The sequence below is a fragment of the Cohnella faecalis genome (genome assembly GCF_003570905.1).
GTDB classification, from domain to species: domain Bacteria; phylum Bacillota; class Bacilli; order Paenibacillales; family Paenibacillaceae; genus Cohnella; species Cohnella faecalis.
Map to the genome: position 1 here is coordinate 775,438 of NZ_QXJM01000040.1, position 12,525 is coordinate 787,962.

A 12,525-nucleotide genomic window follows, 5' to 3' on the forward strand; every position below is an offset into this window, starting at 1 on the left:
AAGCTCTGATGCCGCAGTTATCGTACTGCAACATCGGAGCTTATTTAGGATGAGGCCGGTATGAAGCCTCATAAGCCGTATTCCTGAAGCTTACGGAATAAGGTGGCTCGCCCGATCCCCAAGAGCTCGGAAGCTTTATCCTTCGATTCGCCTCGCTCTTTTACAACGATAATGGCTCTTCGAATCGCTTCCTTCTCCATTGACCGCAAGTTTAGATCCCCGTCCGAAAGCAAATCCAGCGAATGATAGTCGATGTCCCTCAAATAGGCGGGCATGCTCGCTTTAGTTAGCTCTTGATTGCTTTCAATGTTCACTGCATATTCGATAACGTTGGATAATTCCCGAATGTTTCCCGGCCAATGGTACGAGACCAATGTTTTTTGAAACCCGTCGTCCATGGAGCGGAACGTTTTGCTGTTCGCGCGGGCGTGTTTGTTCAAAAAATACCTGGCCAAGGGCAAGATGTCTTCCCGCCTGTCTTTAAGGGAAGGTACGAACAAGGGGATAACGTTGAGCTTATAGAAAAGATCCTGCCGGAAAGAGCCTTGGGCTACGAGGTCTTCGAGATTCTTGTCCGTAGCGGCAATGAGGCGCAATTCGAGCGGAATGGGCTTCGCGGAATCTTCCTTCCGAATAGCTCGTTCCTCCAATACTCGCAATAGCGTCAGCTGCGCGGACAAGGGCATCTCTGCAATATCGTCTAAAAATAACGTTCCCCCGCCAGCTCGCTCCAATGCGCCGTGGGCAGCGTGCTTGGTTCCTCTCACAGGCTCTCCGAACAATTGGCGTTGAAGCGCATCTTCGGACAATACGGCACAGTTCAGCGTAATAAACGGCTTGTCCCGCCGCTCGCTGAAATAATGGATGCTTTGCGCGAAAAAATGCTTGCCCGTGCCGCTTTCTCCGTGAATCAATATCGGGGAGCGGCTGTTGGCCGTCTTGCGCATCAAGTCCTTTAGACCGATGATCGCCTGGTTTTTTCCTATAATTTCCTCAAACCCGAGGGCCGAGCCCTCCGTGATTTGCGATGCGGCTGTAGCGATTTGTTCGGGATCCTGAAGGACGATAACCGTGTTCCACTCTTGCTTCCCGGCGTCCAGATGGTGGTAGTTGACGTATAGCTGCCGATATCCGTTCTTCGTCAGGAGAAATAGAGTCTGACCGATCGATTCGCCGGCTCCCGAGCTTTTCGTTCCGAGGTTCTTGGGGAACTGCGCAATCAGATCGGAGTCAGGGTAATCTTCCTCGCCGAGATGGAGCAGCTTTCTGGCGGCAGGGTTAATAAAGTCGCAGCGGCCTTCGCGGTCGATCATGACGATTCCGTGGTCGAGGTAATGGATGAGCGTCGATATTTTCTGCTTAATCAGCAGTTGCTCTTGGTAGTATTGGTGCTCGATCATCTTGGAGGCGATGAGTGCGGCCATTTGTTGAAGGAAAGACAAATTGGCCGGCAAATCCGCAAACAATCGCTCTTTCTGTTCAGGCTGAAGGGCGATTAATCCAATCACGCCGATGGTAGAATCTTCAACCTTAATGGGACAACACACTTCCCCCAGCTCCGGGCATTTGCCGAAATGCAAGCAAGGCCGGCACAGCTCATGATGTCCCGGAGCCTCTATGATGACAGGCTCCCCGGTATCCATACAGCGTCGATAGACATAATCCTCGTCGCGCATTTCCTGCCACACATTGGATTTGATGGCGCCCGTGCCCGCCACTCTGAACAATTGCCGGTCGGCGACTTCGACTTCGATCTTCAGAGCGGAGGCGATCGCGACCACTACCTGCTGGATCGAGTTTTGAATGGATTTCAGTTGCACCTGATCGCCCCCTTCGACTCTTTTGTGTAATAAAATATAACACCAATACTAATTCGATACAAGGCAAACGAAGGGTAAAAGTCCCGCTAAAGTCTCATATAGATACCGGATATCATAAAGAGACTTTCGTAAAACCCTTTAATATCAAGGGTTTATAGCAAAATTTTGGTCAAGTTAGTATCGAATTGATACTTGTTCGGATGGAATTCGAGGCGTATATTTAACGTCATATTAGTTGACGTAAACAAGCCTGCAATCGTCAAAAATTTATAAATTTAGCATAGGACAAGGAGTACCTCACATGATTCATTCTTTAAAAACGGTTGTTAACCCGAGGGTGAATAAAGACTCGAAAGCGCGAATTGCCGAGCTATTCGGCGACGAGGAGATCGGGAAGGCTGTCCGTTTCCATCGAAGCTTCCCGCAGTACGAGCCGACGCCTTTGGTCTCTTTAAGCCAACTGGCGCAGCGTTTGGGAATCAAGGGTGTCTATGTGAAGGACGAGTCCTTCCGGTTCGGGTTAGGCTCTTTCAAAGTGCTTGGCGGATCTTATGCGATTGGTCGTCTTATCGCGGAGAGAGCGGCGGTGGATTCGGGGAGCATGACATTCGAAGAGCTGAAATCCGATGCGGCCCGGGAGAAGGCGGGGGAAATGGTGTTCGCCACGGCTACTGACGGCAATCACGGAAGAGGCGTAGCATGGACCGCGTCGCAGCTTGGTCATCGGTCTGTCGTCTACATGCCGAAGGGCTCTTCGCTAACAAGATTACAGCACATTCGGGACGCTGGGGCGGAAGCGTCGATCACGGACTGGAATTACGACGATAGCGTGAGAATAGCGGCTTCGGAAGCGGAGAAGTACGGTTGGGAAGTTATTCAAGATACTTCATGGGAAGGCTACGTGGAAGTGCCGCTTCACATTATGCAAGGCTACGCGACGATGGCGCAAGAAGCGTTAAGCCAATTGCAGGAAAGCGAAGCTGCCGGTCCGACCCATGTGTTCGTGCAAGCGGGAGTCGGCGCGCTGGCGGGAGCTGTAGTAGGCTATCTGAACGCAGAGATGGAGAAGTCCCCGACCGTCGTTATCGTGGAGCCGAACAAGGCGGATTGCTTGTACCGTACTTGCAAAGCGGACGATGGGCAGCTTCATCGAGTGGAAGGGGACATGGACACGATCATGGCCGGACTAGCCTGCGGAGAGCCGAATCCGCTCGGATGGGAGGTGCTCCGCGAATATGCGGATGTGTTCGCATCCGTGCCGGACGGTGTAGCCGCATTGGGAATGAGAGTGCTTGGCAATCCGCTCCAAGGCGATCCAAGAGTGATCTCGGGCGAATCGGGGGCGGTGACGGCGGGGCTGCTGAGCATGGTTATGGAAGACGAAAATTATGCCCGGATTCGAGAAGAGATCGGGCTCAATGCGGATTCGGTCGTCCTTCTTTTTAATACGGAAGGAGATACCGATCCCTATATGTACCGCAAGGTTGTCTGGGACGGGTATGGCAAGGTGCCGAAATCGGATGGAAGGGGGGAGCAGCAAGGATGAGCATAGAGCTAATTTTGCAGTCGGCCGAACGGTATCGCGAGGACATGTTCCGATTTCTGAGGGACATCGTTGCGATTCCGAGCGAAAGCGGCCGTGAAGGACGAGTCATTCAACGAATCAAGGAAGAGATGGAGAAGGTCGGTTTCGATCGCGTTGAGATCGATCCAATGGGTAACTTGCTTGGCTATATTGGGCAAGGTTCGACCTTGATCGCCATGGATGCTCACATTGACACCGTTGGGGTCGGCGATCCCGGCAATTGGGACTTCGATCCCTACGAGGGCTGCGAGGACGACGAGATTATCGGGGGAAGGGGGACAAGCGACCAGAAAGGCGGCATGGCCTCCATGGTCTACGCTGGAAAAATCATTAAAGAGCTCGGTCTGGAGGGCGACTATACGCTGCTCGTTACCGGTACCGTGCAGGAAGAAGATTGTGACGGTTTGTGTTGGGAATATATCATTCGGGAAGACAAGATTAAGCCGGATTTTGTCGTATCCACGGAGCCGACCTCTTGCAGAATCTACCGCGGCCATCGCGGCCGGATGGAGATCAAAGTCAGCACGGCCGGTATTAGCAGCCATGGCTCCGCTCCCGAGCGGGGAATTAACGCGATCTACAAGATGGCCCCGATTGTTGCCGAGCTGCAGCAGTTGAACGAGCGATTGGCCGATCATCCTTTTCTAGGCAAAGGAACGTTAACGGTATCCGAGATCGCATCGACCTCCCCCTCGAGATGCGCCGTTGCGGACGGCAGCACCCTATCGATCGACCGTCGGTTAACGATCGGCGAGTCATGGGAAGAGGCTCTGGAGGAAATCAAACAATTGCCTTCCGTTGCCGCTGCGGGAGCAACCGTGGAAATGTTCGATTACGTCAAGCCTTCCTATACCGGCTTGCGGTATCCGAAAGATTGCTATTTTCCGGCATGGCTGCTGGAGGAGGATCATGAGGTTTGCCGCACGTTGGAGCAAACGTACGTCTCGTTGTTCAAGGAACCCCCATTATCGACAAGTGGACCTTCTCGACCAACGGAGTAGCTATTACGGGACTTCATGGCATTCCTTGCATCGGCTTCGGACCGGGCAAAGAAAGCGAAGCCCATGCCCCGAACGAGAAAACCTGGAAGAACGATTTAATCCGCTGCGCCGCCATGTATGCTGCAATTCCCGGTTATTATATGCAAAGTCTTCATAAAAACCAACCTAGCTCCTAAGGAGAGTCGATTATTATGACAAAAAAATCAATGCTAGTTGCCGCTCTTGCTCTGTCCGTCTTCGCTGTAGTCACCTTGGCCGGTTGTTCCAGCAATAGCGACGGCAACAGCAATAACGCCGCTGCCTCTGGGTCTAGTCCCTCGCCTACGGTCTCTTCGCCGGTGGCCGGCAAGCAGTATATCATCGCGACGGACGCGACCTATGCGCCATTCGAATTCAAGCAGGGCGATAAGTATGTGGGAATCGACATCGATTTGCTGGACGCCATTGCCAAGCTTGAGGGCTTCACTTATGAGCTGAGGCCTATGGACTTCAAGGGAATTATTCCCGCTATTACGTCGAATCAGATCGATGCCTCGATTGCGGGCATCACGATCACGGAAGAACGGAGGAAGACGATTGACTTCTCCGAAGGCTATTTTGAGTCGGGAACTTCGGCTGTCGTTCACAAGGATAATACGAGTATCGAGTCCGCAGAAGATTTCAAAGGTAAGACGTTCGCCGTCAAGAAAGGTACGGTAGGGGCGAAGTATGCGGAAGAGCACAAGGAAGAGTTCGGCGCGACGATCCAATATTTCGACGATACGCCAACCGCTTTCCAGCAAGTGGAGAACGGTAATGCGGATATAGGCTTCGAGGATTACCCGGTTATTGCCTACATGCTGTCGGTTAACAAGGATTCCAAGCTCCGAATTGCGGTTCCGAAGCTTGCTGTCGAGTATTACGGATTCGCCGTTAACAAAGGCAAAAACCAGGAATTGCTCGCTGCGTTTAACGATGGCTTGAAGAAGCTGCAACAAAACGGAGAATACGATAAGATCGTCGCAAAATATTTGGGCGAAAACAAGTAAGGAACGAACCTATTTGGCAAGGAGGGTTAAAGCATGTGGGATTTATTCGTCAGTAGTTTTCCCAGCTTGATGGACGGCATGCTCATGACCTTGAGAATCACGGTAGTGGCCCTTTTGGCCGCTTCCGTGATTGGCTTTATCATCGGTTTGATGAATATTAGTCATTTCAAAGCTCTGAGAGCGGCGGCAATTGCCTACATCGACTTAATTCGGGGCACACCGTTGATCGTTCAAGCATTCTTCATATATTTCGGTCTGCCGAGCGTCTTGGATTTCCGCATTACTGCACTCACCGCGGGTACAATTGCGCTCAGTCTAAATGCAGGAGCGTACATGGCCGAGATCTTCAGGGCGGGCATTCAATCGGTAGATAAGGGACAGATGGAAGCCGCGCGCAGTCTGGGTCTGCCTTATCGCAGAGCGATGCTGAAGGTCATTATGCCGCAAGCGATCCAGCGGATGATTCCGGCTATCTTAAACCAATTTGTCATCTCTCTTAAAGACACGTCGATATTGTCCGCCATAGGCATACGCGAATTGACGCAGAGCGGCGAAATCATCATCGCAGGGAATTACAAATCGTTCGAAATATGGGGCATGGTCGGGCTGATGTATTTTGTCGTCATTACGATGCTGTCTTACGTATCCCGAAGAATTGAGAGGTATTACCGCCTATGATACAAGTGACGAGTTTATCGAAAAGCTTTGGCAAAACGAAAGTGCTGAAAGAGATCACATTAAACATCAACAAGAGCGAGGTCGTTTGCATCATTGGGCCCTCGGGCTCCGGTAAGAGTACGCTGCTGCGTTGTATGAACAAGCTGGAGAACCCGTCAGACGGCGACGTCGTCGTGAACGGCCGAAGCTTGATAGATCGAAAAGTCGATATTAATAAGCTGCGGGAAAATATCGGAATGGTGTTTCAGTCCTTTCATCTCTTTCCGCATATGACAGCGCTGGAAAATGTCATGCTTGTCCCCGTCGAACTGAAGAAGGCGACAAAGTCTCAGGCCAGGGAAAATGCGCTTCGTCTGCTGGGGAAGGTCGGGCTGAAGGATAAGGCGGACGAATATCCGGATCGTCTGTCCGGAGGTCAGAAGCAGAGGGTGGCCATAGCCCGGGCGTTAGCGATGAATCCGGATATTCTGCTCTTCGATGAGCCGACATCCGCACTCGATCCCGAGATGGTGGGCGAGGTGTTGCAGGTGATGAAGGACCTTGCGCAGGAAGGGATGACGATGGTCATCGTTACTCATGAAATGGGATTCGCCCGGGAGGTTGGGGACCGCGTTATTTTTATGGACGAAGGAGCTATCGTGGAGGAGAATACCCCTGCAGAGCTGTTTTCGAATCCGCGTAACGCGAGAGTCCAGGAATTTCTCAAGAAAGTGCTGTAAGCTTGCCCTTGAGGGGTATTGCTCCTTTAATTAAGAAGTAATTTCATCGTTAACATGATAGCGTCCCTTTGGTATTACCAAGGGAGATCCCGAAAGGGGATCTTTGATCACCGTGCAATCAAGCCCGAAAATGTCTTTAACCAATGCGCGAATGATTTCGAACGATCTGCATATAGGAGAGGATTCGAGCCGATAGCACAAACGATGTTTTTTGAGATGGGGACAGCTCCCGTAACGAATGGTGTAAATGCCAATTTTGTACGAGAGATGATTCCTCATCATGAGGGTGCCGTACGAATGTCGAATAACGTTCTTCAGTTCAATATCTGTCCAGGGCTAAAGCTTATTCTTTATGCAATCATAACTACCCAATGCGAGGGCATACGTCAATTGAAACACCTCTTGAATCACCTCGATAATTGCTAATCTAGCCGGCATGCTTTAAAATGCAATTATTTAGGAGTGCGAACACAATCACATACTATTTGGAAACAAACGCGCTGTATAATCTTGCAAACCAATTAGAATTAATACGCCCGAGAGGTATAAAGGCATACACTTCCTTCTTCACGGTTCTTGAGCTTTTGGCTGGAATTGTAGATACAAACTCATACATAAAAAGAAAGTCTATTTTGAATAAATTACATAAGTCAAAAATAGATATTCATTGGAAGACCCCAACCAAAGTGCTGTATGATTCTTTTGGCTTACCTTACGACGATAGTATAGATATTAGAATTGTAGAAGACATGTATATGAGGGTATTAGAGTCAGACTCCTATGATGAATTTATAAGAGCGGCAGAAAAAGGGGGAGACAGTGGAAAAATACAGTCCTATGATAAGACATTGTCGAATTTTGGTGTAGAAACATCAAAATTATTTATTGATTCTTTTTCTAAGAATAACTCAAAGGATAGGAAGAAAGAATACAGGAAAGCAATGTTCGAAGATAAGCTGCTGCATGCGCAGGCTCAAGTGAATAGTGAGATTCTTGTCAGAGAACACATAATAGATATGACAGGATTTAGTCCGGCAAATGAGTATGAGCAGTATATTAAAGTTGCTATGGCGTATGATCGATCTCTAAAAGTGTATTTTTATGCGGAGGCTTTTCATCGATTGCTGAGTACAGTCAAAGGAGAACCCTATGGTAAAAATGATATAGCCGACCATTTTCACCTCTTATATATCAGTGGATCGACTGCGATTGTATCCGATGATGGCTTGTTAACGAGTCTTGCCGAAGGCAGTCGAATTTATGTCTGCAAAACGGCTGCAGAGTTTCGAAAAATGATAAACGAGGCTTAACCATACGACCGTCTCTGAGGCCAAGTGACTCTTATTGCTGAACGGACAATATATGTTTCAAGGAAAATGAAAGGAGCTGCTGCGGCAGCTCCTTTCATTTTCCTTTCATAGCCTTTTGTTAAAATTCCAATGGAGAAAATATTACCGAAATAGGTTTGGAACAAAGGAGCGAATACATCTTGTTATCGTTTAAATGGAGAACGAGGATTAGCCTTGTTATGAGCCTCGTATTGATGCTTGGCTGGCTGGTTCCCTACGGCTCGCATTCCGCTTATGCGTCACAAGAGGGAGTTCGAAGCACGGAAGGAATACGAATGGCCGCGGGAGCTGCTCACTCCCTCTTGTTGAAATCCAATGGTACCGTCGTCGCATGGGGCGCCAGAAGTAACGGTCAATCGACCGTGCCGGGGGATCTGACGGATGCGATAGCCATCGCTGCCGGAAACTATTTTTCGCTCGCTCTGAAATCGGATGGCACGGTCGTCGCATGGGGCGACAACGGATATGGTCAGACCGCCATTCCAGATGAAGCGGCAACGGGCGGAGTCGTGGCGATTGCCGCAGGAGGCTCTTATTCGCTTGCGCTCCTGTCGAATGGAACGGTTATAGGATGGGGGGACAATAGCAAGGGTCAAAGGTCTGTGCCGGCAGGCTTGACGGATGTGATAGCCATCGCCGCCGGAAACGAGCACTCGCTCGCGCTGAAATCGGACGGTACGGTCGTCGCATGGGGAGACAGCAATCAGGGACAAACGACAATACCCGCCCAATTGGCAACAGGCGGAGTGGTGTCGATCGCCGCAGGAGCCTATCATTCGCTCGCGCTGAAATCGGACGGTACGGTCGTCGTTTGGGGACTCAACAATCAGGGACAAACGACAATACCGGCCCAATTGGCAACAGGCGGAGCGGTGTCGATCGCCGCAGGAGGAGATTCTTCGCTTGCGCTGAAATCGGATGGCACCGTCGTCGCATGGGGGTCTCAGGGTCAAACGGCTGTGCCTGCTGGTTTGACCGATGTGGTGTCGATGAGTGCGGGATGGTCTCATTCGCTCGCGTTAAGATCGGACGGCACGGTCGTCGCATGGGGAGACAATAGCGAAGGTCAGACGACGGTGCCTGCGGGTCTTTCTTCACCAATCAAGGGGAAGAACATCGCATCCGGAGGAAATTCTTCCATAGCGCTGAAGTCAGATGGTACCGTGATCGGCTGGGGGAGCACCGGCAGCGGTCAACTCAACATACCGGCGGGCTTAAGCGGAGTGGCGGCAATCGATAAAGGAAATCTTCATGGGCTTGTACTGAAATCGAACGGTACTGTGGTCGCTTGGGGATACAATTATGATGGTCAAGCGACGGTGCCTGCGGGCTTAAATGGCGTTGTATCCATCGCCGCAGGAAATGCTTTTTCATTAGCGCTGAAGTCGGATGGCACCGTGGTCGGCTGGGGTATAATCTGAATGGTGAAACCAATGTGCCAGTGGGCTTAACGGGAGTAGCGGCGATTGCTGCGGGAGATCATCATTCGCTCGCCTTGAAATCGGACGGCACCGTGGTCGCATGGGGAGCAGTGCCGATGGTCGAAACCATGTGCCCTCGGGCTTAGATGGAGTAGTGGCCATCGCTGCTGGAACTGCCCATTCGCTAGCGCTGAAGTCGGACGGCACCGTAGTCGGCTGGGGGTACAATACTAATGGTGAAACCAATGTGCCAGCGGGCTTAACGGGAGTAGTGGCGATTGCCGCGGGAGCTGCTCATTCGCTCGCCTTGAAATCGGATGGCACCGTAGTCGCCTGGGGGAAAAGTGACGTTGGTCAAACCAACGTTCCGGCAGATTTAGACGGAGTAGTGGCGATCTCTGCAGGCTATAATCATTCGCTTGCTTTAAAAGCAGACGGCACCGCGGTCGCTTGGGGACTTAATGGTAATGGTCAAGCTAATGTACCCGGGAATGCAAAACTGAGCGATCTTACGCTGCAGCAAGGGGACTTTACGGAATCCTTTCAGCCTTCAGTCACGGCCTACACGTATTATTTTGACGGGCATTCGCTGTCCAGTGTCGATGTTACGCCGACGCTTGCGAGCGGAGCCCGGGCAGGTATATACATGAACAATGAGTTGCTGCCCAGCGGCGGCACGAAGACGATTAACATAGCGGGAGCGACTACGGATACGGTTATTCCGGTTCGTGTCGAGCCCTACCTGCTGTCTGGCCAAACCTATACGATTACGTTAGCGATCGACTCTACGGACCCGGCCGTGTTGTTTGGCACTAACGGACGGGCAACGGCAGCGACATCCGCAGCAACCAAAGTAACGGTCACCGATACGCAAAGCGGAGTCGATGGCAATTCCTTGCAATATGCGTGGACGCAAAGCACAGCCGTTCCGACTGGAGGATGGGCAGCTTTCAGCAATGAGGATACGTTAAGTCGGACAAGCGGCGACGGCAACTGGTACCTGCACATTCGAGCATCGGACGCGGTAGGGAATGTTGTAGATGCCGTATCAAGTCCCTATGTGCTGGATAACACCGCACCGACAGCAACCGTATCCAGCTCGGCAAGCGGCACGGTAAACGCCTCATTTCCTGTAACGATAACGTTCAGCGAAAGTGTGAATGGTTTTACGGAGGCAGATCTTGAGGTCGCAAATGGCACAGCGTCGAATTGGGTTTCCGTGACCGCGGCGACCTACACGGCTACCATTACGCCAACAATGAGCGGTCAAGCCGTGACTGTAGCGGTTGACGCAGGAGCGGCAACGGATGCAGTGGGACACGGCAATACAGCATCCAATACGCTCAGCTTGCTGTACGATACGACGAAGCCGATAGTTGCCTTTGGCGGCTTCACCGATCATCAGCGATTCGCCGCACCGCCAGCGGAAGCTTCCGTTACCGTCAGCGAAGCCGTCTATTGGGTTGCGGGCGGCGCTCAACTTACTTCTGCCAATGCGCTGCCCCTGATCAGCATGACTAAGGACGGCGGAGCATTCTCCGCCTATACGCCAAGCTATGACGAGCCTTCACGAACGTTCACCTTAAGCTTTAGCGGCACGCTGGATGATGGCGTATACGAGGTTAACGTTGCCGGGGACGCGGTCGAAAATGCCATCCACAATACGCTTGACGCGGCAAGCGCAAGCTTTGTCGTAGCTATGCCTGTGGTTGCGAATATTTCGGCTAGCCCGACCGGCTTACCGCGCGCCGGAGGCAATGCAGCAGTTACCATTACAGGCGCCAACCTAACCGGACAGACGGTGAAGGTATACGTGGATGGGGTCGAAGCTGCCACAGCGACCGTCGGCAGCGACACAAGCGCGACCGCAACCGTTTCTCTTCCGCGAAACGCCGCCCTTACCGTTCGAAGCTATCTTTTAACCGTTTATCTAAACGGCGCGGAAGTTGCAAGCCTATCTTCTACGGTTACAGTGGCCGCAGCGCCGCCGCCGACAACAACGATAAACCTCTCTAGCAATTCGGAGCTGGCTAAATTAAATGTAAATGCATCCGGAAAGCCGCTCGGATTATCGCCGGAGTTCAAGCCCGAAACGACGGAGTATACGGCAGAGACGGATGCGGAACAGATCGAGCTGCGGGTCGCTCCCGCTCATTCCAATGCGATAGTTACGCTGTTGGGAACACGCATAGGGGAGACGACAGCCGTTCCTCTGGCTATGGGAGCCAATGTTCTTACGATCACAGTTCAAGCTGAGGATGGAACCGTCAAGACGTATACGCTAACGATTAATCGTCTTGCCAGCGGCGAAGAAGAGTCCTCAGCACCTGTATGTGCATTTACGGATATTGAGAAGCACTGGGCCAAGCCGGCTATTTGCGAAGCGGCAGAGCTGGGGATCGTGGAGGGAGTGGATGCACACACCTTCGTGCCGAACGGCTATATTACTCGGACGGAATTCGCCGTCATGCTGCTTAGGACCCTTCAACTCCCGATCCGTAACGAGTCGAGCGAGATGTCCTTCAGCGATAGGACAAGCATCCCCGAGTGGGCGCGGCTGTCAGTCCAGACCGCAGTAGCCGAAGGAATTCTCGAAGGATATTCCGACGGGACATTGCGGCCAACGCGAACGATCAACCGGTCGGAGCTGGCTGCGATGGTCTCCAAGGTAATGAAGTGGGAGGCTGGCAATGCGGCAAGCCCCTTCTTCGCTGACGATGCCAGAATTCCGGTCTGGGCTAAGGCTTATGTCGAGGCGGCCCGCGTGCACGGGATTCTGGTAGGACGAGCAGGCAATCAATTTATACCGAATGGATTAACAACAAGAGCCGAAGCTGCCGTCGTTCTTTTGCGGCTTTGGAAAGCTCTTCACTAACCCCATAGAGCGTAGATTCAGGCTGATCCGTACTGTCATTCTTAATGAC

At 51.7% G+C, this 12,525-nt stretch carries 11 protein-coding genes and 1 pseudogene; 10 read left to right on the top strand and 2 right to left on the bottom strand.

Annotated features, from left to right (window positions below):
• Nucleotides 1-68: 68 nt before the first annotated feature.
• A complete protein-coding gene (locus tag D3H35_RS25000) occupies nucleotides 69-1,820 on the bottom strand; it encodes a sigma-54-dependent Fis family transcriptional regulator (protein WP_119151853.1) in 1,752 nt (583 codons plus the stop codon).
• A gap of 301 nt (nucleotides 1,821-2,121) precedes the next feature.
• Here D3H35_RS25000 and dpaL point away from each other — a divergent pair, with 301 nt between their 5' ends.
• From dpaL to D3H35_RS25025, 5 genes are all read left to right on the top strand, one after another.
• A complete protein-coding gene (gene dpaL / locus D3H35_RS25005; RefSeq protein WP_119151854.1) occupies nucleotides 2,122-3,366 on the top strand; it encodes a diaminopropionate ammonia-lyase in 1,245 nt (414 codons plus the stop codon).
• Nucleotides 3,363-4,406 (top strand): YgeY family selenium metabolism-linked hydrolase, encoded by a 1,044-nt coding sequence (locus tag D3H35_RS25010; RefSeq protein WP_199728598.1) that lies wholly within the window; start codon nucleotides 3,363-3,365, stop codon nucleotides 4,404-4,406. The genes dpaL and D3H35_RS25010 overlap by 4 nt, the downstream gene beginning before the upstream one ends.
• 191 nt (nucleotides 4,407-4,597) lie before the next feature.
• Nucleotides 4,598-5,434, top strand: a complete 837-nt coding sequence (locus D3H35_RS25015; protein WP_119151855.1) for a transporter substrate-binding domain-containing protein — start codon at nucleotides 4,598-4,600, stop codon at nucleotides 5,432-5,434.
• 33 nt (nucleotides 5,435-5,467) lie between these two features.
• Entirely contained in the window at nucleotides 5,468-6,112 is a 645-nt protein-coding gene (locus tag D3H35_RS25020) for an amino acid ABC transporter permease (protein WP_119151856.1), read from the top strand.
• A complete protein-coding gene (locus D3H35_RS25025; protein ID WP_119151857.1) occupies nucleotides 6,109-6,831 on the top strand; it encodes an amino acid ABC transporter ATP-binding protein in 723 nt (240 codons plus the stop codon). The genes D3H35_RS25020 and D3H35_RS25025 overlap by 4 nt, the downstream gene beginning before the upstream one ends.
• 30 nt (nucleotides 6,832-6,861) lie before the next feature.
• Here the strand turns inward: D3H35_RS25025 and D3H35_RS32905 are convergent.
• Nucleotides 6,862-6,987 (bottom strand): annotated as a pseudogene (locus D3H35_RS32905) (ABC transporter ATP-binding protein); the annotation flags it as partial.
• Between the two features lie 60 nt (nucleotides 6,988-7,047).
• On the opposite strand from D3H35_RS32905, the gene D3H35_RS35025 reads away from it, so the two are divergent.
• The 5 genes from D3H35_RS35025 to D3H35_RS25050 all read left to right on the top strand — a co-directional run bounded on the left by D3H35_RS35025 (nucleotide 7,048) and on the right by D3H35_RS25050 (nucleotide 12,476).
• Nucleotides 7,048-7,257, top strand: coding sequence for a DUF305 domain-containing protein (locus D3H35_RS35025; RefSeq protein WP_411675172.1), 210 nt, complete (start codon nucleotides 7,048-7,050; stop codon nucleotides 7,255-7,257).
• A gap of 59 nt (nucleotides 7,258-7,316) precedes the next feature.
• A complete protein-coding gene (locus D3H35_RS25035) occupies nucleotides 7,317-8,141 on the top strand; it encodes a hypothetical protein (RefSeq protein WP_147355934.1) in 825 nt (274 codons plus the stop codon).
• A 218-nt stretch (nucleotides 8,142-8,359) separates the two neighbouring features.
• A complete protein-coding gene (locus tag D3H35_RS25040; protein WP_199728600.1) occupies nucleotides 8,360-9,601 on the top strand; it encodes a hypothetical protein in 1,242 nt (413 codons plus the stop codon).
• A 20-nt stretch (nucleotides 9,602-9,621) separates the two neighbouring features.
• Nucleotides 9,622-9,747: a hypothetical protein gene (locus D3H35_RS35030; protein ID WP_411675173.1), complete on the top strand. Its 126-nt coding sequence runs from the start codon at nucleotides 9,622-9,624 to the stop codon at nucleotides 9,745-9,747.
• 8 nt (nucleotides 9,748-9,755) lie between these two features.
• Nucleotides 9,756-12,476 (top strand): S-layer homology domain-containing protein, encoded by a 2,721-nt coding sequence (locus tag D3H35_RS25050; RefSeq protein WP_199728601.1) that lies wholly within the window; start codon nucleotides 9,756-9,758, stop codon nucleotides 12,474-12,476.
• Nucleotides 12,477-12,525: the final 49 nt, after the last annotated feature.